The sequence below is a fragment of the Providencia sp. PROV040 genome (genome assembly GCF_032706145.1).
GTDB lineage: Bacteria > Pseudomonadota > Gammaproteobacteria > Enterobacterales > Enterobacteriaceae > Providencia > Providencia hangzhouensis.
The window spans coordinates 4,566,332-4,590,263 of the sequence record NZ_CP120530.1 but is presented as its reverse complement, the minus strand read 5'-3'; the positions used below and the strand labels follow the sequence as shown (position 1 = coordinate 4,590,263).

The following is a 23,932-nucleotide window of genomic DNA, read 5'->3' as shown; positions in this document are numbered from 1 at the left end:
ACAGCTTGTTTGAGATTGACGTTCTGGTTTAGTGACGAAAAAAACTAAACGGGAACAAACAGAATTTGTCTGGCGGCAATAGCGCGGTGGTCCCACCTGACCCCATGCCGAACTCAGCAGTGAAACGCCGTAGCGCCGATGGTAGTGTGGGGTCTCCCCATGTGAGAGTAGGGAACTGCCAGACATTAATTAAAGGTTTATTGCTCAATAAGCAGTAAATAGCCGAAAGGCAAAAGAATAAGTGGAGCGGTAGTTCAGTTGGTTAGAATACCTGCCTGTCACGCAGGGGGTCGCGGGTTCGAGTCCCGTCCGTTCCGCCACTTAATTTAGGGGCGTAGTTCAATTGGTAGAGCACCGGTCTCCAAAACCGGGTGTTGGGAGTTCGAGTCTCTCCGCCCCTGCCAGTTACCAATTAAGTAATAATAAAAGAAGTATCTATTGATAACCCGATTAGCTTAATCGGGTTTTTCTTTATTCGTGTGACTATAAATATAAAGTTATTTTCCCCTTCTGCTAATTTTCAATTTATTTTATCCCATTAACCATCCCACTGTTTTGTATCTCTTAATCGTATTCACTATTTAAATACACTGTGACGTTACGTTCTCCCAGCTACTTTTTATTTTCATCATTTTATATTTATTTTTCGCATCATCAGTGAGTTGTTACTTACGACTTTATACTTCTCAATAGTATTCACAGGTTGAATGATATTTTGTTGTGTTCAATATTTAAGTTAGAAAAATGAGCATATATATAAAGTTGGTGGTTTAATTTTTATTAAGATCACAAATTACCTTGCTGAAGAAGCAAAATGTCATTGTATTTCTGTATGAATATTGGTCAGTTATCTGTTATTGATATATCTGATTAAAAAATAAAATGAAGTATCAATTAAGATTATTTTGCAGAGATCTATAGTTTATTTATGGGATCATAGGAAGGTGAGTGAAATCTTTACTCACCTTCCTATTTTTATTCACTTAACTGTGCATTTTTTATTGGAGTTTTAATCAGTTGATTGATAAGAGCTTGCTGATCATTTTTCTGGAGCCAAACTGCATACAAAGGTTTGTTTATTGAGGTTTCTGAGAGCGTTTTTAAGCCTGGATATTGATATACCCAATGAGCAGGTAAAAATGCCGCTGAAAGCGATACAGGAAGTAATTGGCGGGTAATATGGGCTGAGGTAGTGATCATAACAGGTGTGTCATCTTGAGTTAATGAAGGTTCATTTTTTGGATGGAAGTCAGCACCCCATTCAAGCCTTATAAAATTATATTTTGTGAGTGCAATATTTTTTTGGGAAGCCATGAGTTGTAAGTCAATCGTACCGATGATTGTACTTTCAAACTCATCCATTTTAGGCGGTTCAGTTGCGATTAATAAGTCTAATTCTCTAGAATGTAGTTGCTTAACAAGAGACTGGCGCGTTGAAACCCTAGCTTCGAGCCGCAGTTCATCATGTTGATTATAAAGTTCTTCTACCCAGTCAGTTAGATAACCTTCCCAAAGTGAAGCTGTTGCACCAATAGAAAGCTCTGTGTGTTGTGAGGCATGAGATATTTCTTTTTTAGCTTGCAGCCAGGTATTCATTAACGATTCAGCATATGGAACAAGCCTTTCTCCTGCAGCTGTTAACCGGATATTGTTTCTATGCCGCGTAAATAGGCTTGTACCTAATTGTGTTTCTAATTGCCTAATACGGAAGCTAACCGCTGATTGCGTTAAATAGAGTGATTCTGCAGCTCGACCAAAGTGCCTAGTTTTACTGACCTCTAAAAAAGTTCTCAATAACTCGCTGTCCACATGCATCTCCAATTATTTTTGTCGTGATGATTTAAATGTTTTGTTTTACAGATTGTCAATGCTGTCTAATACTCCGCGCCATATAGAGTTTGACTGTAATAAGTTAGGAGTGTGTCAGATGGCAGATAGCTTCATCACGACTAATCGTTTTTTTGATAACAAACATTACCCACGTGGCTTTTCTCGTCATGGTGATTTCACCATTAAAGAAGCTCAGTTGCTAGAACGTCTCGGCCAAGCTTTTAATGAGCTTGATACAGGTAAGCGTGCACCTCAGACAGAAGAAGAAAAACTTTTCGTCGCTGTATGCCGTGGTGAACGTGAACCAGCTACCCCAGAAGAAAAAGTTTGGACAAAATATTCTAGCCGTATTAACCGTCCAAAACGCTTCCATACTTTATCTGGCGGTAAACCGCAGATAGACCCATCGGAAGACTACACTGATACAGATGATTAATATTATCATCGTATGATAAGAGGGACTTCGGTCCCTTTATTTCTACGGGATAATAAGTACTTATCTGTCCACTCTTCTCAGCTTACTTGTTTTTGCAAATGAAGCAATAACTTATCCATTGCTCGATACCCCAAAGCTTCTAATAAATCTGAACGTTCAATAGTTTCTGCGGCATTAAGGTCGGCGATTGTTCTAGCAACCCTTAAAATTCTGTGCCAAGCTCGAATGGAAAGACCTAGCTTATTTAATGCATGTTCTAAGAATAACGCATCTTTTGTTGTTAGCAGGCAAAATTGTGTGGTTTCTCTTGGTGTTAGTAAACTATTAATTTTTCCAGCTCGCCTAAGTTGCCTATTTCTGGCTTCGATGACTCTTTGTCTAACCTGTTCACTTGTTTCACCTTGGTTAGTTTGATTACTTAATGAACCGAGAGGTAACAATGGAATCTCTATTGAAAGATCAAATCGGTCAATAAAAGGCCCTGATATGCGTGAAAGATAACGTAGTATGCGAGTAGGAGCTGAGCGGCTCATTTCTCCTTGGTAATGGCCTGTTGGGCTAGGATTTAGGGCCGCAATTAGCTGGAAACTCGCAGGATAGCAAACTTTTGCTTTTGCTCGAGAAATGCTAATTTTTCTAGATTCTAGAGGTTCTCGTAAAGAATCTAATACCGAGCGGCTAAATTCGGGTAATTCATCTAAAAATAAAACACCATGGTGTGCAAGTGAGATCTCACCAGGTTTGGGAAGAGAGCCACCGCCAATTAAAGCGGCAATTGATGCACTATGGTGGGGCGCTCTAAAAGGCCTTATCGGCCAATTCATGTCTTCTCTTGTGTTTTCACTCAAGCTATGTAGTGAAGCAACTTCTAAGGCTTCCTGAGAAGTTAATGGGGGAAGTAAAGTCATTAGACGGCTTGCTAGCATAGTTTTTCCTGTCCCAGGAGGACCCAACAAGAGTAAATTATGTCCACCTGCAGCACAGATTTCTAATGCCCGTTTTCCATGTTCTTGGCCAATAATATCGTTGATATCACCTTCTTGCTTGGTTGGGATAGACGCTTGATGAACTTGTTGATTACAAACTAATGTGTGTTTGTTATGTAAAAAATGGCAGAGCTCTAATAAGGATGTCGTGAAATAAACGCTATTGTCTGGAAGTAGGCCTAGTTGGTATTGGTTCTCCGTTGATAGTATTAAAGAGCGCTGTTGTTTTAATGCTGATTGGGCCGCTGGAATAGCACTGTTGACATAGCGAACATCGCCAGACAAAGCAAGTTCGCCTAAAAATTCATACTGTTTTAATGGCTCGTGGGGGATTTGCCCTGATGATGCGAGTATGGCAATAGCGATGGCAAGGTCATACCGACCACTTTCTTTTGGTAAATCTGCTGGGGCTAAATTAACCGTCATTTTTTTAGCTGGATATTCAAACCCGCTATTTAGTAGAGCGCTTCGAACTCGATCTCTTGCTTCTTTTACTGCTGTTTCTGGTAGCCCAACAAGTGTTAAACCTGGAAGCCCATTACTAATATGTGCCTCAACAGTAACAAGAGGTGCTTCTAACCCAATTGATGCTCTAGTGTAAACAATTGCTAATGTCATAAGCCCTCCAATATTTTTTACAGAGTAATATTCTGCTGAAATTAGGTTTGTTTATCTTGAGTTGATAACATATTTGCGAAGCTGCTCGATAATTTAATTGCTTAGTTACTAGGCTGTTTCAATTTGCGTCGAGTAGCTTCGAGGACTTGTTATAACAGTGATTGCGTTAGTTTTATAAAGAGTGGAAGCTATACTGAACTTGGATATTCATAAGAAAAAGTAATTAGTTTTTTGGCGTGAATCTTAATGGTATTGAATGGCTGGTGCGGATGATGTAGCTGATTATGCTATGTATTCTATTGAATTTTACTGAGAAATGGTAGTTTAAGCAGTTTATAATGCTATTTTGTTTGTAACGATATGATTTTTAAATAATTTAATGTTTTGAAAATAAATAAATTAAATAAAAGTTGTCAAAACGATTTTAAAATGATAACTCTAAATAATAGATAATTAAGAATATTGAAAAAGTAAAACTCATGAACGCATTTATCCAAGCAGTTAGCCTAATTATTATTAGCGTGGTGGTGATTATTATCCCACCGTGCGGGGCTGCACTTGGACGACGAAGGCTAAAATAACAGCCAGATCTCACGAGAACCCCGCACCGAAAGGCGCGGGGTTTTTTTTGACATAAATGTTGATGAATGCAAATACACTAAATAAAACATAACAAATACAAATAGATAAAGTAGACGGACAGGAGATAAAGCATGAACGGAGCACAATGGTTAGTTCAAGCATTGCGAACACAGGGAGTTGATACCGTATTTGGGTATCCTGGTGGCGCAATTATGCCAGTTTATGACGCATTGTATGATGGCGGAGTTGAGCATTTGTTGTGTCGACATGAGCAAGGGGCTGTAATTGCTGCGATTGGATATGCACGTTCAACAGGGAAAACAGGGGTATGTATCGCAACATCGGGTCCTGGCGCAACAAATGTTATCACGGGATTGGCTGATGCATTGTTAGATTCCGTTCCTGTTGTCGCCATTACTGGGCAGGTTGCTTCTGAGTTTATTGGAACCGATGCCTTTCAAGAAATCGATGTTTTAGGGTTGTCCTTAGCTTGTACTAAGCACAGTTTTTTGGTTGAAGATATCGAGGACTTACCTCGCATTCTTGCTGAGGCTTTCGCAATCGCAAATAGTGGGCGTCCTGGTCCTGTACTGATTGATATTCCGAAAGATATTCAGCTACAACAAGCTGAGTTGTCTCCATTTTTAATGCCGGTAGAGCAAGAAGTCACTTCACCTTTATCTGAAATACAACAGGCAAGAATGCTATTAGAACAATCAGAAAAGCCTATGTTGTACGTTGGTGGCGGTGTTGGAATGTCTGGTGCCGTTAAAGAATTACGTGAATTTATTGAGTTTACAGGTGTTCCTTCAGTTGCAACGTTAAAAGGGCTTGGTGCCGTGAGCCCTTTAGATGAAAACTATTTAGGCATGTTAGGTATGCATGGTACTAAAGCAGCCAATATTTCAGTGCAACGCTGTGACTTACTCATCGCTGTTGGTGCTCGTTTTGATGATAGGGTAACAGGTAAGTTGAATACTTTTGCACCGAACGCCAAAGTGATTCATATCGATATAGACCACGTAGAATTAGACAAATTACGTCAAACACATGTTGCGTTACATGGTGATGCAAAAGTATTACTCCCTGAATTAATGCTTAAAAAATCAATTGCACCTTGGCAGCAGGAAGTTCAGCAACTTAAAAAAGAATTTGGTTGGCGTTATGACCACCCTGGTGAACCTATTTATGCGCCACTGTTATTGAAACAGCTGTCGGATAAAATGAAGCCAAATACGGTTGTGACCACCGATGTAGGGCAACACCAAATGTGGTCAGCACAGCATATCACCGTTGATGGCCCTGAAAATTTCTTAACCTCTAGTGGGCTTGGCACCATGGGGTTTGGTATCCCTGCGGCAATTGGAGCACAGGTTGCTAGGCCTGAGGATACTGTAGTCTGTGTATCTGGGGATGGGTCATTCATGATGAATGTCCAAGAGCTGGGAACCATCAAACGTAAGCAACTTCCTGTAAAAATCCTTTTGATCGATAACCAACGCTTAGGCATGGTTCGCCAATGGCAGGAACTGTTTTTTGAGCAGCGTTATAGTGAAACGATTTTGACGGATAACCCTGATTTTGTGGCATTAGCCAGTGCGTTTGGTATCAAAGGCCAACGAATTACTGATAAGTCAGAAGTTAATGCTGCATTAGATGAATTGCTGAATAGCGAAGGTGCCTATTTATTACAGGTATCAATTAATGAACTAGAAAATGTCTGGCCGTTGGTTCCACCTGGGGCTAGTAATGAAAAAATGATGGAGAAACCATTATGATGCAACATCAAATCTCGATATTGGCCCGTTTCCGTCCTGAGGTTTTAGAGCGTATATTAAGGGTCACTCGCCATCGTGGATTTCGTATTAATTCCATGAATATGGGGCAATCAACAGACGGCGACAATGTTAATATTGAACTCACTGTAAGTAGTCAAAGGCCATTAACTCAGCTTTGTGCACAGTTAACTAAGCTTTCAGACATTACAGAAGTTGAAGTACTACAACAAGAATCACGACTATTACGCACACAAAGTGCAATGTAAGGAATATACAAATGACTAAGAAAGCTGACTTTATTTGGTTTAACGGTGAAATGACGCCATGGGCTGATGCAAAGGTTCATGTTATGTCTCATGCTCTGCACTATGGTACATCGGTGTTTGAAGGCGTCCGTTGTTATGACTCACATAAAGGTCCTGTGGTCTTCCGGCACCGTGAGCATATGCAACGTTTGCATGATTCAGCGAAAATTTACCGTATGCCTGTCAGCTATAGCGTTGAAGAGTTAATGGAAGCTTGCCGTGCAACTTTGCGTAAAAATAACTTAGTCAGTGCGTATATTCGTCCATTAGTGTTTATTGGTGATGTTGGTATGGGTGTTAACCCACCAGACGGTTACAAAACCGATGTTATTTTAGCGGCGTTCCCATGGGGGGCGTATTTAGGTGAAGAAGCGTTAGACCAAGGTATTGATGCGATGGTGTCTTCTTGGAACCGTGTGGCGCCAAATACTATCCCTACAGGGGCGAAAGCAGGAGGTAATTATTTATCTTCTTTGCTAGTTGGTAGCGAAGCTCGTCGTCATGGTTACCAAGAAGGTATTGCATTAGATGTTCATGGGTATTTATCAGAAGGTGCAGGGGAAAATATTTTTGAGGTGAAAGATGGCATCCTGTATACGCCTCCGTTCACATCATCTGCATTACCGGGTATTACACGTGATGCAATTTTAACCTTAGCAAAAGATATGGGTATTGAAGTTCGTGAGCAAACACTATCACGTGAATCTCTCTATCTTGCTGATGAAGTCTTTATGACAGGCACAGCTGCCGAAATTACGCCAGTACGTAGCGTTGATGGTATCCAAGTCGGCATTGGTCGTTGTGGCCCAGTAACCAAGAAAATTCAGCAAGCATTCTTTGGCTTATTTGATGGCACAACAGAAGATAAATGGGGCTGGTTAGATCCAGTAAACCCTTAATAACTAAATTGAAATAGATGTTACAGGCGGACGTTCCCCGCCTGTTTTAAACACGGGAGTTAAAGATATGCCTAAGTACCGTTCAGCAACAACAACTCATGGTCGTAATATGGCTGGGGCTCGTGCATTATGGCGTGCAACAGGCATGACCGATGCTGATTTTGGAAAGCCCATTATTGCTGTTGTTAACTCATTCACACAGTTTGTTCCTGGTCACGTACATCTACGTGATTTAGGCAAATTAGTTGCAGAGCAAATTGAAAATGCAGGTGGTGTTGCGAAAGAGTTTAATACAATCGCAGTTGACGATGGGATTGCCATGGGACATGGCGGAATGCTGTATTCCTTACCTTCTCGTGAATTAATTGCAGACTCGGTTGAATATATGGTGAATGCACACTGTGCGGATGCCATGGTATGTATTTCAAACTGCGATAAGATCACCCCAGGCATGTTGATGGCGTCATTGCGCCTCAATATTCCAGTTATTTTTGTTTCGGGTGGCCCGATGGAAGCGGGTAAAACCAAGCTTTCAGACCAAATTATCAAGCTCGATTTGGTTGATGCCATGATCCAAGGGGCGAACCCAAATGTGAGCGATGCAGATAGCGAGCAAATAGAACGTTCAGCATGCCCAACGTGTGGTTCTTGCTCAGGAATGTTTACTGCAAACTCAATGAACTGCTTAACTGAGGCGCTGGGGTTATCTCAACCAGGAAATGGCTCATTATTAGCGACTCACGCAGACCGCGAAACTTTATTTATCAATGCAGGTAAGCGCATTGTTGAATTAACCAAACGCTATTACGAACAAGATGATGAAAGTGCGTTACCACGCAATATCGCCAATAAATCTGCATTTGAAAATGCGATGACGTTGGATATTGCCATGGGTGGTTCAACTAACACCGTCCTGCACTTACTGGCAGCCGCTCAGGAAGCAGAGATCGATTTCACCATGGATGATATCGACCGCTTATCACGTAAAGTTCCACATCTGTGTAAGGTTGCACCGAGTACACAAAAATACCATATGGAAGATGTTCACCGTGCTGGTGGTGTTATCGGTATTTTAGGTGAACTGAGCCGTGCAGGTTTGCTGCAAGAAAATGTGACTAATATTTTAGGCCTTAGCTTCCAAGAAACACTAGCGCAATATGATGTGATGTTAACAAAGGACGAGTCTGTCAAATCGATGTTTTCCGCAGGCCCTGCCGGGATCCGCACGACAAAAGCTTTTTCGCAGAATTGCCGTTGGCCGTCATTGGATACTGACCGTGAAAATGGGTGTATCCGTAGTATTGAGCATGCGTATAGTTTGGATGGGGGCCTTGCTGTCCTGTCTGGAAATATTGCAGAGGATGGCTGTATTGTTAAAACAGCAGGGGTTGATGAAGGTAGCCTAACATTCCGTGGCCCAGCCAAAGTGTTTGAAAGCCAAGATGATGCCGTTGAGTCGATCCTCGGTGGAAAAGTTGTTGAAGGTGATGTGGTTGTTATTCGTTATGAAGGGCCTAAAGGTGGCCCAGGCATGCAAGAAATGCTGTATCCAACCTCATATCTGAAATCAATGGGGTTAGGCAAAAGCTGTGCATTGATAACGGATGGCCGCTTTTCAGGTGGTAGCTCTGGGCTTTCTATCGGCCATATTTCGCCAGAAGCCGCGAGTGGTGGCTTATTAGCATTAGTTCAAGATGGCGATATTATTGATATTGATATTCCAAAAAGAACGATTGTGCTGGATGTTAGTGAAAGCGAATTGAATCAACGTCGTGAAGCTGAATTGGCTCGAGGTGATAAAGCTTATACTCCGCGTAATCGTCAGCGTGAGGTTTCTTTTGCTCTGCGTGCTTACGCTTCTTTGGCGACGAGCGCAGACAAAGGTGCTGTTCGTGACAAGTCGAAATTAGGGGGCTAATTGTGGCGGCAGCAAAACCATTACCGGTTGCCCCAACCGGAGCAGATTACTTAAAAGCGGCGCTGAGTGCGCCGGTTTATGAAGCTGCACAGGTTACACCTCTTCAACAGATGGATAAAATATCTTCACGCTTGGGGAACACCATTTTAGTCAAGCGTGAAGATAGGCAGCCTGTACATAGCTTTAAGCTCCGTGGTGCTTACGCCATGATTGCGAGTTTAACCGAAGAGCAAAAAAGCAAAGGTGTGGTGACCGCTTCTGCAGGGAACCACGCTCAAGGCGTTGCATTATCGGCAAACCGTGTGGGTGTGAAAGCAAAAATCGTCATGCCAGTCGCAACAGCAGATATCAAAGTGGATGCAGTACGAAGCTTCGGTGGCGAAGCTATTTTACATGGCGCTAATTTTGATGAAGCGAAAGCGAAAGCCATTGCAATGGCAGAAGAGGATGGCTACACCTTCGTTCCACCTTTTGATCACCCTTCTGTCATTGCAGGGCAAGCCACGATAGCACTCGAACTATTGCAACAAGATGTTCATTTAGACCGAATTTTTATCCCAGTAGGTGGCGGTGGGTTAATTGCGGGCGTCGCTGTGATTATTAAGCAGTTAATGCCAGAGATTAAAATTATTGGTGTGGAGTCTGAAGATGCCGCCTGTCTAAAAGCGGCATTGGAGGCTGGGCACCCTGTTGATTTACCGCGTGTTGGCTTGTTCGCAGAAGGTGTGGCAGTCAAACGTATTGGCGATGAAACCTTCAGATTGTGCCAGCAATATGTTGATGATGTTATCACTGTTGATAGTGATTCCATTTGTGCAGCATTGAAAGATATTTTTGAAGATATTCGCGCGATAGCAGAGCCTTCAGGCGCTTTGGCATTGGCTGGATTGAAAAAATATGTACAGCAGCACAACATCAAAGGCGAACGTTTAGCACATATTTTGTCCGGTGCGAATATGAATTTCCACGGGCTGCGTTATGTTTCTGAGCGCTGTGAAATTGGTGAACAACGAGAAGCTTTGCTGGCAGTGACCATTCCTGAGCAAAAAGGGAGTTTCTTACGTTTTTGCCAGTTACTAGGCCATCGAGCCATTACGGAGTTTAACTATCGATATACGGATGCCGATCCTGACCGTGCTTGTATTTTTGTTGGGGTGCGTTTAAGTGGCCGTGATGGCGAGCGCTCGGAGATTATCCAAGAACTTAGAAGTAACGGCTATGAAGTCGATGATTTATCAGATGATGAAATGGCAAAACTTCATGTGCGTTATATGATTGGTGGTCGCCCATCAAAGCCATTAGATGAAAGATTGTATAGCTTTGAATTTCCAGAGTCTCCAGGTGCATTACTGAGATTCTTAGAAACACTCGGGACTCATTGGAATATTACGTTATTTCATTATCGCAGCCATGGTACAGATTATGGGCGAGTGCTGGCGGCGTTTGAACTGGCTGGGCCAGAAGTACGTTTTGATAGGCATCTTGATGCGTTAGGTTATGAATATCATGATGAAACAGGAAACCCGTCTTTCCGTTTTTTCTTAGCGCCGCAAGATAGCCAAAGAACCTTAGATTGAGTTGTCTGGGAGTAATTCCCAAAACGCTTTAATTAATGGTTCACTCAGGCGTTTGCTTAATAGGCAAACGCCGAGTTCAAAAGGTTCTACCATTGAAATATTATCGAGCTGTGAAATACGGCTGCGTACGGGTTCTGGGCTGTTATCAACGACCACACTAGGAATCAAGGCAATACCGCATCCCAAAGCCACCATTGACACAATTGCCTCATGGCCTGATACCGTCGCATAAATGACAGGGTTATTGATATTATGGCGACGGAACCAGAGTTCGATACGTTTACGAGATGGGCCGTGCTCAGGCAGGATGAAGGGGACGGTAGACCAATCAGGTTCCGCTTCTGTTACCATGCTTCGTACAGCACAGGGTAGTGATGGAGCAATCAAAACGAGAGGGATTTCGCCGATTTTTGCAAAACGGACGTTATCAGGTAAGCGCTCGGGTTTCCCGGCGATGCCAAGATCAGCTTCATGAGTTTCTACTTTTTCGACAGCATCCGCTGCGTCCCCTGTCGTGAGTTTAATTTCCACTAATGGGTGTAGCGCACGGAATTTATCTAAAACTTCGGGTAAATGACTATAAGCTGCTGTAACTGAGCAAAAAAGATGTAGTTCCCCACTGAGCGATGGACTTTGCTGGTTGAGAGCATGTTGCAGCTGTTGATATTGCAATAATGTTTGTTGGGCAAATTGCTTAAGGTGTTCCCCTGCTTGGGTCAATTTAACTGAGCGGTTATCTCGCACAAATAGTGGGTGACCAAGCTGTTCTTCGAGACGTTGTATTTGTCGAGACAACGTGGAAGGGCTGACATGCATCGCTTTAGATGTGCGCCCGAAGTGGCAACTTTGTGCTAAATGCAAAAAAAGCTTGAGATCGCGAATGTCCATTTTGCCCTCTAATTAACATAATTAATGGCGTTGCAGATATTGCAACATTGTATTGTTAATATATCAATTTAAGCAATGCGAAACATCGCATATAGTAAATCCATAAACGCTCAAAAATGAGCGACAGGCAGACTGCCTGACATAACGAACACAACAGAACAATGGAGTATGACAATGGCGAATTATTTTAACACATTGAATTTGCGTGAGCAGTTAGCTCAGTTAGGCAAGTGCCGCTTTATGCAGCGCGAAGAGTTTGCAGATGAAGCAGGTTTTCTGAAAGGTAAAAAAATCGTCATCGTCGGTTGTGGAGCGCAAGGTTTAAACCAAGGCCTGAATATGCGTGATTCAGGTTTAGATATTGCTTATGCATTACGTGATGAAGCAATTGCAGAGAAACGTGCTTCATGGCGCAAAGCGACAGAAAATGGTTTCAAAGTTGGTACTTATGAAGAACTGATCCCTACCGCTGATTTGGTTATTAACTTAACGCCAGACAAGCAGCACTCAACCGTTGTTCGCGCTGTTCAGCCTATGATGAAACAAGGTGCAGCACTGGGTTATTCACATGGCTTCAACATTGTTGAAGTTGGCGAAGAAATTCGTAAAGATATTACTGTTGTGATGGTAGCGCCAAAATGCCCAGGTACTGAAGTTCGTGAAGAATACAAGCGTGGTTTTGGTGTTCCAACGCTGATTGCAGTACACCCAGAAAATGACCCGAAAGGTGAGGGTATGGCGATTGCCAAAGCGTGGGCAGCAGCGACTGGTGGCCACCGTGCAGGTGTTCTGGAATCCTCATTTGTTGCAGAAGTTAAGTCTGACCTGATGGGCGAGCAAACTATTCTGTGTGGAATGCTGCAAGCGGGTGCATTACTGAGTTACGACAAAATGGTTGCAGACGGTGTTGAGCCAGGCTACGCAGGAAAATTAATTCAGTTTGGTTGGGAAACTATCACTGAAGCGCTGAAACAGGGCGGTATCACGCTGATGATGGACCGTTTGTCTAACCCTGCGAAAGTACGTGCTTATGCGTTATCTGAGCAACTGAAAACCATTATGGCGCCATTGTTCCAAAAACATATGGATGACATCATTTCAGGTGAATTTTCTGCAACCATGATGGCAGACTGGGCAAATGATGATAAAAACTTGCTGACATGGCGTGAAGAGACAGGCAAAACAGCATTTGAAAATTACCCTGAATATGAAGGGAAAATCGCAGAACAAGAGTACTTCGACCACGGTGTTTTGTTAGTTGCTATGGTTAAAGCGGGTGTTGAATTAGCGTTCGATACGATGTTAGAAGCGGGTATCTTAGAAGAATCGGCTTACTATGAATCACTGCATGAATTACCACTGATTGCGAACACCATTGCTCGTAAACGTTTATATGAAATGAACGTGGTTATCTCTGATACCGCAGAATATGGTAACTATCTATTCTCATTCGCAGTTGTGCCAATGCTGAAGGATTTCATGACGAAGTTACAAGCAGGGGATTTAGCGAAACCAGTTGCCGATAATGGTACTGATAATGCACAGTTACGTGATATCAATGAAGCTATCCGTAACCATCCTATCGAGAAAATCGGTAAGACGTTACGTGGTTATATGACGGATATGAAGAAGATTGCGGTCGGCTAACTCATTATCCTTCCCCTTTCACGCTCTAGGGGTGTCAGCTTCTTAAGATTACCCAAGTCACATACTTTAGTATGCTCCTTGGGATAATCTTATTTGCTTCCTACCTAGAACGCGAAATGCTTTGGATAATCACCATGTTTTCTCTTGCAATAGTGTAGAAAAAAGCATTGATGTTATAAAAGAAAAAGAACAAAACCACATTATTCGGATGGATGATGTGGTTTTTTGTTTTTTATAAATAGAGAAGATCGTTGCTCAAGAGTTGGGTCGGTTTCTGCTACAATCTGTAGCGAATTCCTTTTTGAATAACTGAGTGATGTAGATAAGCCATGCGATTGAATCCTAGCCAACAGCAGGCAGTTGAATTTGTCGATGGCCCGTGCCTTGTATTGGCGGGGGCGGGGTCAGGCAAAACACGTGTTATTACCAATAAAATTGCGCATTTAATTCGCCAATGCGGTTATCAGCCTCGGCAAATTGCAGCGGTGACTTTCACCAATAAAGCGGCGCGGGAAATGAAAGAGCGCGTGGCACAAACCTTGGGTAAAAAAGAAGCGCGTGGTTTGATCATATCCACCTTCCATACATTAGGCTTGGAAATTATTAAGCGTGAATATAAAGCGCTGGGTATTAAAGCCAACTTTTCGCTATTTGACGACCAAGACCAGATGGCATTGTTGAAAGAACTCACTTTTGACTTGCTAGAAGAAGATAAAGACTTACTCAAACAATTGATCTCAGCGATCTCTAATTGGAAAAATGATCTTATCTCGCCACAACAAGTTATAGGCCAAGCACGGAGTGAGAAAGAGCATCATTTTGCCGAGTGTTATCGCCGCTATGAACTTCATCTGAAAAGTTGCAATGTGTTGGATTTTGATGACTTAATCAGCAAACCTACCATGTTGTTATATCAAAATGAAGAAGTTCGTGAACGCTGGCAGCAAAAAATTCGCTACTTGCTGGTGGATGAATATCAAGATACCAATACGAGCCAATATCAGTTGGTTAAATTGCTTGTGGGGCAGCGAGCAAGGTTTACGGTTGTGGGTGATGACGACCAGTCAATCTATTCATGGCGTGGCGCAAGGCCACAAAACTTGGTTTTATTGAATCAGGACTTCCCTAAGTTAAATGTCATTAAGCTTGAGCAAAATTACCGTTCATCTGAACGAATTTTAAAGGCTGCAAATATTTTAATTGCCAATAACCCTCATGTATTTGAAAAAAAATTATTTTCTGAATTGGGATATGGAGCGCCACTTCGGGTTCTTACGGCAAACAATGAAGACCATGAAGCCGAAAGAGTGATTGGGGAGCTTATTGCACACCATTTTATTAATAAGACGGAATATAAAGATTACGCCATTTTGTATCGCGGTAATCATCAATCGCGTATTTTTGAAAAAATGTTGATGCAAAATCGTATTCCGTATCGCATTTCGGGGGGGACTTCGTTTTTCTCCCGCCCTGAAATTAAAGACTTATTAGCTTATTTGCGAGTATTGACGAACCCTGAAGATGACAGTGCTTTTTTACGCATAGTAAATACTCCACGACGAGAGATTGGTCCTAAAACTATCCAAAAACTTGGGGAATGGGCAAACCAACGAGGGAAAAGCTTATATCAAGCCAGCTTTGATCTAGGGCTTGAACAAATTTTACAAGGTAAAGGATTAGAAGCATTACAGCGTTTCACTCATTGGATGGACAGTATTGTTAGAACGTCGGAACGCGAACCTTTAATTGCGGTGCGTGATTTACTGCGCGAAATGGATTATGAAAGCTGGTTATATGAAACGTCGACCAGTACTAAAGCTGCTGAAATGCGAATGAAAAACGTCAACCAATTGTTCACATGGATGAGTGAAATGGTGGAAGGTGATGATCTCAATGACCCAATGACATTGAGCCAAGTGGTTACACGCTTTACGCTGCGCGATATGATGGAGCGTGGTGAGGATGATGAAGAATCAGACCAAGTTCAACTCATGACGTTGCATGCGTCTAAAGGCCTTGAATTTCCTTATGTTTTTTTGGTCGGTATGGAAGAAGGGCTGCTGCCACATCAAAGCAGTATTGATGAAAATAATATTGATGAAGAACGCCGTTTAGCTTATGTAGGGATCACAAGAGCGCAAAGAGAGTTATTCTTTTCTCATTGTCGTGAGCGTCGTCAATATGGTGAATTGATCCGTCCCGAATTAAGCCGTTTTCTCCTTGAATTGCCACAAGATGATTTACAATGGGAGCAACAGCGTAAAGTGGTTAGTGCGCAGGAGCGTATGCAGAAAGGGCAATCAGCTTTAGCCGATATTAAAGCGCGCTTAGGGCTAAATAAAAAAAGTGAGTAACCACAACTAATTGAATTTCCACACTAGAGTAGGTCTAGTGTGGAATATATTATCAATTTGAACTATTACGTTCTTCCAACTCTAAAACCCAATTCACATAGCCCTGCCATTGAACTTCTTGCTGTAAATTTTCCGCTCGTAGAGGGTGAGCAGATAACCAACGATAAGGCAGTGTAATGGTTAACCTTTGTGCATTCACATTAAGTCTTAATGCAGGCAAGGTATCATCCCGTCTGCGGCTCGCAAAAATAATGGCGAGGCGGAGTAAACGACATAAATCATATGCATGCTGTATGGGTAGCGCATTTTGTTGGCTTAATGGTGTTAAATCGATAGGGCCTTGCTGATTTTTCAATAATGCAGCAAGTAACCGTTTTTGAGCTGGAGTGAAGCCAGGTAAATCAAGGTGTGTTATGAGGTAGCTCGCGTGCTCGGGGCCTTTACGGAAATCGACACTCAAGCCGATTTCATGTAAGGCGCATGCACTCGATAGTAAATCACGACAGCGTGTATCTAAGCCCCAATCTTTCGCGACTTGTAAATAAAAATATTCTGCAAGTTGACGGACTCGGCCAGCTTGTTCGATATCGACTTGGAAGCGCCGTTGAATATTGCGAACGGTACGAGCGCGAATATCCTGCTCAATAGGAAGCTGTAACATACCATAGACAAGCCCTTCACGAAGTGCTCCGCCAGCAAGTGTCATGTTATCAATGTCTAATGCTTCAAAGATAGCAATCAAAATAGACAAGCCGCTTGGAAAAACAAGGGCACGTTCGAAGGTTAAGCCGTCAATTTCAAGCTCTTCAAGTTTTTGGCATTGAATGGCTTTGCGCTTAAGCTGTTGTAACTTAGAAAGGGTGATCAGTTCATCCATGCCTTGGGCAATCATGATTTCCTGAATGGCTTGTACAGTACCGGATGCTCCAACACATATTTTCCACCCATGTGTCTTGAGTGACTCTGCAATAGGGGCGATGACACTATGTGCAGCGGCTTGAGCCGCTGAGAAGTTTTCTTCGGTTAAACTTCTATCGCCAAAGTAGCGTTCAAGCCAAGTCACACAACCCATTTCAAGACTATAGAGTTGCTCCGCTTTTGCGCCAGTACCTGTAACAAGTTCAGTACTTCCCCCACCAATATCAACCACTAAGCGTTGATCTGGCCCACCAGTTGTATGTGCAACACCTTGATAAATTAAGCGAGCTTCTTCTTCCCCTTGAATAACTTTTACAGGGTTTCCTAAAATTTGACTGGCTTTTTCGATGAAAACATCGGCATTTTTAGCTAAACGCAAAGTCGCAGTCGCGACAACACGAATTTGTGTATTCGGAATATCTTGTAAGTGTTCCGAAAACAGGCGTAAACATTGCCAGCCTCGCTCCATTGCTTGCTCAGAAAGCAGGTTGTTGTTATCTAATCCTGCAGCAAGACGAACTTTGCGTTTAACCCTAGAGATCACCTGAATGCTACCAGCGGTTTCACGTACGACTAGCATATGAAAACTGTTTGAGCCTAAATCGATGGCGGCATAAAGAGAAGAAGATTTCAGCATATCGTTTTTACTCAGCCTGGACGTTTATGGTTGTTACGTGGGCCATTGTGGCGACGCTGCGAATTTGAATTACGGCGCTGGCCTCCAGGACGTGGGCGATGACGGCGTTTTGGTGCCGGTAAATCGCTCAATAATGCATCACTGTTATACTTACTAACAGGGATTGAGTGTTGAATATATTCTTCAATAGCAGGCAGGTTAAGTGAATATTCTTCACAGGCTAAGCTAATTGAGTTTCCACTTTCACCAGCACGACCAGTACGACCAATACGGTGTACGTAATCTTCACAGTCATCAGGTAAGTCGTAATTAAATACATGAGTGACTGATGGAATATGTAAACCACGAGCTGCAACATCAGTTGCCACTAAAATATCTAAATGGCCTTGTGTGAATTGCTCTAATATACGCAGTCGTTTTTTTTGTGCGACATCGCCGGTCAACAAACCTACACGATGACCATCAGCAGCTAAATGCGCCCAAATATCATCACAACGGTGTTTTGTATTGGCGAAAATAATACAACGCTCTGGCCACTCTTCTTCAAGAAGCGTTTGGAGTAAGCGCATTTTTTCTTCATTAGAAGGGTAAAATAACTCTTCTTTGATACGGTGACCTGTTTTTTGTAAAGGTTCGACCTCAACATATTCAGGGTTATTCATTTGCTCGAAAGCTAATTCTCTTACTCGGTAAGATAAAGTTGCAGAAAACAGCAAATTAAGCCTTTCTGCAGCACCTGGCATACGACGGAAAATCCAGCGAATATCTTTAATAAAACCAAGGTCATACATGCGGTCGGCTTCATCAAGTACCACAACTTGAACTGCACTTAAGTCGACATGGCCTTGTTTCGCGTAGTCGATTAAACGGCCTGTTGTACCAATAAGGATATCAACACCGTTTTGTAAAACCTTAAGCTGCTCATCATAGCCGTCACCACCGTAAGCTAGCCCCATTTTCAGGCCAGTGTACTCAGCTAGCTCTTTCGCATCCGAATAAATTTGTACCGCGAGTTCGCGTGTCGGTGCCATAATCAGCGCACGAGGCTGATTCGCTTTTTTACCCTCAATAGCGGGGTGAGTTAATAAATAATGGAATGTAGACGTTAAAAAAGCTAACGTTTTACCTGTACCAGTTTGCGCTTGACCCGCCACGTCTTTGCCTTCGACAGTAAAAGGCAAGGTGGACGCCTGTATAGGCGTGCAAAAATTGAAGCCTTTTTTATTCAGAGCTTCAATGACTTTAGGGTGCAATGCGAAGTCGGAAAACTTCTTTTCTGTCAAGTGTGCTTTACTCATAGTATGTTAGAATATCAGTTAACGGTTGGTTTACGAAAGTGTATCTTTTGAAATAAAGCATACTGCTGCCAATAATGTTACACTAAGTCTGCAAAAGATGATCCTTTGGAGTACAACATGAGCGATAAAATTATACATATAACTGATGCAAGTTTTGCAACTGAAGTTCTGAACGCAAGTTCACCTGTTCTCGTCGATTTTTGGGCAGCATGGTGTGGTCCTTGTAAAATGATCGCGCCTATTCTTGATGAAGTTGCTGAAGAATATACAGGCAAACTGACCATCGCAAAACTGAATATTGATGAAAACCCTGCTACCGCTCCAAAATATGGAATTCGTGGTATCCCGACCTTGCTTTTATTCAAAAATGGTGAAGTCGCAGCAACGAAAGTTGGGGCATTATCAAAAACGCAACTGAAAGAATTTTTAGACGAAAATCTGTAAGTTATCGTTATATGTAAGCTAAAACGTTTAGCGGTATATCTATTTTATCTAGAGAGCCGCTAGACGTCTTCACTTAAGCATGATAAGTTATCGTCATTCCTCGTATAGCACCCATATGAATTACCTTGTATTCCATTGCTCTTATCTTACATATCTAGCTTGTTAGTTCAGTATTGTGATGATTGTTATTGATCAAAAAACTGATGGCGTAATGATTTTAAATATGAAAATTGAAAGTTTAGGCATTGAGTTATAGCAGTATTCAATATCTTCGGTTTCAATGCATCTCTCATATGAATTAAAGATAGCGCATAAGCGAACGCAATGAAATTCAATATTTTTATATCATAGGGATATAAAAACGAAGTGGGACAAGGTTAGTCTTTAGCAATTATGTGTTTTTTAATGCTAATCTGACATTAATTTTGCGATATTGGGATGGATGTTGTCCTAAATGTACAAAAAACTATTGCTAATATTGTGTGTGTTTCTAATAATATGTCACACATCATCAAGATGAGTTGCAGTCAAATGTTAGAGCAATCTTAGTAATGGCTAGCACAAGATTTTTTTGCATTGTTGTTTGCTTTTGGTAAAAATTAGTGAGCAACAGGGCAGTATAAAGTTAAACTGGCACTTAATAGTAAGCTGCCGTCAATTTACGTTCATAGTTCGAGAATTACCCCGAGTTAAAGAACCCACCATTATGAATCTTACCGAATTAAAAAATACGCCAGTATCAGAATTGATTACGTTAGGCGAAAACATGGGGCTAGAGAACTTAGCCCGTATGAGAAAGCAGGATATTATTTTCTCTATTTTGAAGCAGCATGCGAAAAGTGGCGAAGATATTTTCGGCGATGGCGTACTGGAAATATTGCAGGATGGATTTGGTTTCCTCCGTTCAGCAGACAGTTCTTACCTCGCAGGTCCTGATGATATCTACGTTTCTCCTAGCCAAATCCGCCGTTTTAACCTACGTACAGGTGACACAATTTCAGGAAAAATTCGTCCTCCTAAAGAAGGTGAACGTTATTTTGCCCTCCTGAAAGTCAACGAAGTTAATTACGACAAACCTGAAAATGCCCGCAGTAAAATTCTTTTCGAAAACCTCACTCCATTACATGCAAACCGTCGTCTGCGCATGGAACGTGGTAATGGTTCAACTGAAGATTTAACTGCTCGTGTACTAGACTTAGCGGCTCCAATCGGTCGTGGTCAACGTGGCCTGATTGTGGCTCCACCGAAAGCTGGTAAAACAATGTTACTGCAAAATATTGCAGCGAATATTGCACACAATTACCCTGATTGCGTTCTGATGGTTCTGTTGATCGATGAACGTCCTGAGGAAGTGACAGAAATGCAGCGTTTGGTTAAAGGTGAAGTTATTGCTTCAACTTTCGATGAGCCTGCAGCACGTCACGTCCAAGTCGCTGAAATGGTGATTGAAAAAGCGAAACGTCTAGTTGAACATAAAAAAGACGTTATCATTTTACTCGACTCTATTACGCGTCTAGCTCGTGCATATAACACGGTTGTACCTTCCTCTGGGAAAGTATTAACCGGTGGTGTGGATGCTAACGCATTACACCGTCCAAAACGTTTCTTCGGTGCTGCTCGTAATGTTGAAGAAGGTGGAAGCCTGACAATCATTGCAACTGCACTGGTTGATACTGGTTCTAAGATGGATGAAGTTATTTACGAAGAGTTTAAAGGTACAGGTAACATGGAACTGCACCTATCTCGTAAGATTGCAGAAAAACGTGTTTTCCCTGCAATAGACTACAACCGTTCAGGTACGCGTAAAGAAGAGTTACTTACATCGCAAGATGAGTTACAAAAAATGTGGATCCTACGTAAGATTATTCACCCAATGGGCGAAATCGATGCGATGGAGTTCCTCATCAGTAAGTTAGCGATGACAAAAACCAACGAAGAGTTCTTTGATTTTATGAAAAGAGCGTAACCGTTAAGGTTCTCTGCGTATTATAAAAAAGGTGCCTGTTATGGCACCTTTTTTTTGTTTTCATACTCGATAGTTGTGTATAAAAATTAAAGCCTACCATATTAAGCAGGTTTAATATTTTACTGATTTATTTTCAATAAATTAAGAACATGTTTTATTTGGTTCATTTATAAATAGCATTGGGTAACAGATGGAGTTTTTATTAAAAAATTAATAATAAACGATAGGAAATACTAACGAATATTCTTTAATTGATTGAATCAAAAGACAAATTTATGAAAATATTTATTTTGTGATTAGCGTTAAATTTATTTTCGCCACTTTATTATTTAATCATCAAGCGCCTATTTAAACATCAATCGATTAACTCAACTTTAGAGTATTGCTTTTATGGCATGCATATTGCAGCTATTCAGTATAAAATTACGGGATGTTTCGTTATTAAATCAAACACACTAATAAAGTGTAAAAACTAATAATGTTACAGGGATCTCTTTATGAATAAAGATTCGTCTTATAGCGAATTTTAGTACCAAGATGATAATGCATTGGCGTATGCTGGTTTATCTGCATTCGCTAAAAAATTAGTTTTGAAAGTTAAATATAAAGATTAAGAGAGTCAAACAGTGGACACCATACACTTTGTAACCAATCTCTTCTACGTTTTCTTGTTTTCATTAGTTTTTATTTTTCTGGCTCGAGTTGTTGCAATAAAAATCGGGTTAGTTGATAAACCTAATTTCAGAAAGAAACACGTAGGATTAGTTCCTCTTGTTGGGGGAATTTCCGTTTTCTTTGGGATCTGTTTTGCGTTTTATATTACCGGAGAATATATCCCTCATAAGTGGCTATATATCGCTTGTGCAGGGTTATTAGTCTTTATTGGCGCATTAGATGATAGGTTTGACATCAGTGTGAAACTAAGGGCTGGTATTCAAGCGATCGTTGCGGTTGTTATGATGACAGCGGCAGGGTTGAAACTTGATTCACTCGGTCATGCCTTTGGCCCATGGGAACTGGTACTGGGTCCATTCGGTTATATCGTTACCCTATTTGCAGTATGGGCAGCAATTAATGCTTTTAACATGGTTGATGGCATTGATGGGTTACTCGGTGGCTTATCTTCTGTTTCTTTTGGCGCTCTCGGCTTTTTGCTATATCAAAACGGTAACTATGCGTTAGCATTTTGGTGTTTTGCCTTTATTGCAGCTATCCTTCCTTATATTCTTCTTAATTTAGGTGTGCTAGGCCGTCGTTTTAAAGTCTTCATGGGAGATGCGGGAAGTACGCTGATTGGGTTCACTATTATTTGGATCCTTGTGGCTTCGACCCAAGAAGAAGTACATCCGATTAACCCAGTTACCGCTTTATGGATTATTGCGATCCCGCTAATGGACATGGTTGCCATTATGTATCGTCGAATTCGTAAAGGGATGAGCCCATTTTCACCCGATCGCCAGCACATTCATCATTTAATTATGCGTTCTGGTTTTACACCAAAAGGGGCATTTGTACTGATTACACTATCAGCGGCCGCTTTAGCATGTGTCGGTATTATTGGTGAACACTTAACATTTGTACCTGAATGGGTAATGTTGGCATTATTTTTGCTTGTATTTATGATGTATGGTTACTGCATCAAACGAGCTTGGAAAGTCGCCCGTTTTATTAAGCGAGTGAGACGTAGAGCACGTAGAGGAGCAGTACGGTAACGACAAAACGAAAATAGAGGTTCTGTGCAGTGAATAACTCAGAAACACAACCGAGTCAGCATCAATCGCCAATAGAGCCGGAATTGGATATCCGTGGTTTATGTCGCTCACTGTGGCAAGGTAAAATTTGGATCGTTGCATTTGCCGTTATTTTTGCAGCAATTGCCTTGGGAGCGTCCTATTTTATGCAGCCGAAGTGGAGTGCGACAGCAATTACGGATTTACCAACCGTCAATAATCTGGGAAGTTACTATTCTCAGCAGCAATTTCTGCGCAACCTCGATTCCCGTATTAATACTACGGGGCAAGAAGGGCAATTACCGACAATTGCAAAAGAAGCTTATCAAGAATTCACAAAGCAGCTTGGCTCTTATGATACACGTCGTCAATTTTGGCTAAATACGGATTACTATAAGCAGCGCTTAGAGAATGATCCTAAAGCAGATGCCGCATTATTGGATGAGCTCATCAATGATATTGAGTTTACGCCAGCAGATGAAGTCAAAAATTTAACCGATAGCATTAAGTTAGTGGCGGAAACTTCCGCAGATGCGAACCAGTTGCTGCGTCAATACACTCAGTTTGCTAACCAACGTGCCACAACGAATCTAAATGATGAAATTAAAGGCACTTGGGCAACGAAAATGCAATCCATGAAGGCATTAGTTAAACGTGAAGATATGGTGGCCAAGGCCGCTTATGAGCGACGTTTGAATGCACTGGAACAAGCATTAAAAGTTGCAGAAAAACAAGGTATTGTACGTAACCAAAGCGCAACACCTGTGGATGAAATCCCAGATTCAAAAATGTTTATGCTAGGTGCCCCTTTATTACAAGCACAAATTGAAACATTGAAAGCAACCGGCCCCGATCACGACAGTGATTACGACCAAAATATTGCCATGTTATCAACATTGAGCGTCGGGCCTACCCTCCAAGATAATTTTCAAGCATATCGCTATTTACGTACTCCTGAAGAGCCCGTTAAACGCGATAGTCCTCGTCGAGCCTTTATGATGGTTCTATGGGGAGCCATAGGGATGTTAGTAGGTGCCGGAGTGGTACTTGCTCGCCGCCGCCCATCTTGATTTTGGGATAAGCCACTGGCGAATTTTCCAGTGGCATATAAAGTTATTAAG

General features: G+C 41.8%; 18 protein-coding genes, 2 tRNA genes and 1 rRNA gene. 16 read left to right on the top strand and 5 right to left on the bottom strand.

Translation table 11 applies throughout. The annotated features are described in order from the left end of the window. Positions 1–68 precede the first annotated feature (68 nt). From rrf to P3L40_RS21400, 3 genes are all read left to right on the top strand, one after another. A 5S ribosomal RNA gene (rrf, locus tag P3L40_RS21410) occupies positions 69–184 on the top strand. A 59-nt stretch (positions 185–243) separates the two neighbouring features. Beyond that, a tRNA-Asp gene (locus P3L40_RS21405) sits at positions 244–320 on the top strand. Positions 321–328: 8 nt separating this feature from the next. Further along, positions 329–404: transfer RNA gene (locus P3L40_RS21400), tRNA-Trp, on the top strand. A gap of 571 nt (positions 405–975) precedes the next feature. Here P3L40_RS21400 and hdfR read toward each other — a convergent pair. Beyond that, positions 976–1,815 carry an HTH-type transcriptional regulator HdfR gene (gene hdfR, locus P3L40_RS21395; protein WP_004906133.1) on the bottom strand — a complete coding sequence of 280 codons (840 nt, stop codon included), beginning with the start codon at positions 1,813–1,815 and terminating at the stop codon, positions 976–978. 112 nt (positions 1,816–1,927) lie between these two features. On the opposite strand from hdfR, the gene P3L40_RS21390 reads away from it, so the two are divergent. Continuing rightward, on the top strand, positions 1,928–2,266 hold the full coding sequence (locus tag P3L40_RS21390; RefSeq protein WP_036958821.1) for a DUF413 domain-containing protein: 339 nt from the start codon (positions 1,928–1,930) through the stop codon (positions 2,264–2,266). Between the two features lie 77 nt (positions 2,267–2,343). Here P3L40_RS21390 and P3L40_RS21385 read toward each other — a convergent pair whose 3' ends face one another. Then, positions 2,344–3,870 carry a YifB family Mg chelatase-like AAA ATPase gene (locus P3L40_RS21385; protein WP_094962443.1) on the bottom strand — a complete coding sequence of 509 codons (1,527 nt, stop codon included), beginning with the start codon at positions 3,868–3,870 and terminating at the stop codon, positions 2,344–2,346. Between the two features lie 479 nt (positions 3,871–4,349). Between P3L40_RS21385 and ilvL the strand changes: the two genes are divergently transcribed. The 6 genes from ilvL to ilvA all read left to right on the top strand — a co-directional run bounded on the left by ilvL (position 4,350) and on the right by ilvA (position 10,929). Further along, the gene (gene ilvL / locus P3L40_RS21380) at positions 4,350–4,451 is read left to right on the top strand and encodes an ilv operon leader peptide (RefSeq protein WP_071524553.1); all 102 of its coding nucleotides are present in this window, start codon (positions 4,350–4,352) and stop codon (positions 4,449–4,451) included. Between the two features lie 132 nt (positions 4,452–4,583). After that, on the top strand, positions 4,584–6,230 hold the full coding sequence (gene ilvG, locus P3L40_RS21375; protein ID WP_004906130.1) for an acetolactate synthase 2 catalytic subunit: 1,647 nt from the start codon (positions 4,584–4,586) through the stop codon (positions 6,228–6,230). Continuing rightward, a complete protein-coding gene (ilvM, locus tag P3L40_RS21370) occupies positions 6,227–6,496 on the top strand; it encodes an acetolactate synthase 2 small subunit (RefSeq protein ID WP_004906129.1) in 270 nt (89 codons plus the stop codon). Before ilvG ends, ilvM begins: the two co-directional genes overlap by 4 nt. An 11-nt stretch (positions 6,497–6,507) precedes the next feature. After that, positions 6,508–7,434: a branched-chain amino acid transaminase gene (locus P3L40_RS21365; protein WP_210852988.1), complete on the top strand. Its 927-nt coding sequence runs from the start codon at positions 6,508–6,510 to the stop codon at positions 7,432–7,434. Between the two features lie 67 nt (positions 7,435–7,501). Further along, the gene (ilvD, locus tag P3L40_RS21360) at positions 7,502–9,352 is read left to right on the top strand and encodes a dihydroxy-acid dehydratase (RefSeq protein WP_166263923.1); all 1,851 of its coding nucleotides are present in this window, start codon (positions 7,502–7,504) and stop codon (positions 9,350–9,352) included. A 2-nt stretch (positions 9,353–9,354) separates the two neighbouring features. Further along, the gene (gene ilvA / locus P3L40_RS21355; RefSeq protein ID WP_210852990.1) at positions 9,355–10,929 is read left to right on the top strand and encodes a threonine ammonia-lyase, biosynthetic; all 1,575 of its coding nucleotides are present in this window, start codon (positions 9,355–9,357) and stop codon (positions 10,927–10,929) included. Here ilvA and ilvY read toward each other — a convergent pair. Beyond that, the gene (gene ilvY / locus P3L40_RS21350; protein ID WP_004906122.1) at positions 10,921–11,817 is read right to left on the bottom strand and encodes an HTH-type transcriptional activator IlvY; all 897 of its coding nucleotides are present in this window, start codon (positions 11,815–11,817) and stop codon (positions 10,921–10,923) included. The two genes, ilvA and ilvY, sit on opposite strands and share 9 nt — an antisense overlap. A 174-nt stretch (positions 11,818–11,991) precedes the next feature. Between ilvY and ilvC the strand changes: the two genes are divergently transcribed. Next, positions 11,992–13,464, top strand: a complete 1,473-nt coding sequence (gene ilvC, locus P3L40_RS21345) for a ketol-acid reductoisomerase (protein ID WP_181488803.1) — start codon at positions 11,992–11,994, stop codon at positions 13,462–13,464. Positions 13,465–13,793: 329 nt separating this feature from the next. Next, positions 13,794–15,818 carry a DNA helicase Rep gene (rep, locus tag P3L40_RS21340; protein WP_210852992.1) on the top strand — a complete coding sequence of 675 codons (2,025 nt, stop codon included), beginning with the start codon at positions 13,794–13,796 and terminating at the stop codon, positions 15,816–15,818. A gap of 52 nt (positions 15,819–15,870) precedes the next feature. Here the strand turns inward: rep and gppA are convergent, their stop codons facing one another. Both gppA and rhlB read right to left on the bottom strand, forming a co-directional pair. Continuing rightward, positions 15,871–17,373, bottom strand: coding sequence for a guanosine-5'-triphosphate,3'-diphosphate diphosphatase (gppA, locus tag P3L40_RS21335; protein WP_210852994.1), 1,503 nt, complete (start codon positions 17,371–17,373; stop codon positions 15,871–15,873). Positions 17,374–17,384: 11 nt separating this feature from the next. Further along, the gene (rhlB, locus tag P3L40_RS21330; RefSeq protein ID WP_004906115.1) at positions 17,385–18,671 is read right to left on the bottom strand and encodes an ATP-dependent RNA helicase RhlB; all 1,287 of its coding nucleotides are present in this window, start codon (positions 18,669–18,671) and stop codon (positions 17,385–17,387) included. A 117-nt stretch (positions 18,672–18,788) separates the two neighbouring features. Here rhlB and trxA point away from each other — a divergent pair, with 117 nt between their 5' ends. The 4 genes from trxA to wzzE all read left to right on the top strand — a co-directional run bounded on the left by trxA (position 18,789) and on the right by wzzE (position 23,881). Continuing rightward, positions 18,789–19,115: a thioredoxin TrxA gene (trxA, locus tag P3L40_RS21325; RefSeq protein WP_004906112.1), complete on the top strand. Its 327-nt coding sequence runs from the start codon at positions 18,789–18,791 to the stop codon at positions 19,113–19,115. A gap of 706 nt (positions 19,116–19,821) precedes the next feature. Continuing rightward, positions 19,822–21,081 (top strand): transcription termination factor Rho, encoded by a 1,260-nt coding sequence (gene rho / locus P3L40_RS21320; protein ID WP_004906109.1) that lies wholly within the window; start codon positions 19,822–19,824, stop codon positions 21,079–21,081. Between the two features lie 626 nt (positions 21,082–21,707). After that, positions 21,708–22,793, top strand: coding sequence for a UDP-N-acetylglucosamine--undecaprenyl-phosphate N-acetylglucosaminephosphotransferase (wecA, locus tag P3L40_RS21315; RefSeq protein WP_004906107.1), 1,086 nt, complete (start codon positions 21,708–21,710; stop codon positions 22,791–22,793). Positions 22,794–22,822: 29 nt separating this feature from the next. Further along, the gene (gene wzzE, locus P3L40_RS21310; RefSeq protein WP_004906105.1) at positions 22,823–23,881 is read left to right on the top strand and encodes an ECA polysaccharide chain length modulation protein; all 1,059 of its coding nucleotides are present in this window, start codon (positions 22,823–22,825) and stop codon (positions 23,879–23,881) included. Positions 23,882–23,932 lie beyond the last annotated feature (51 nt).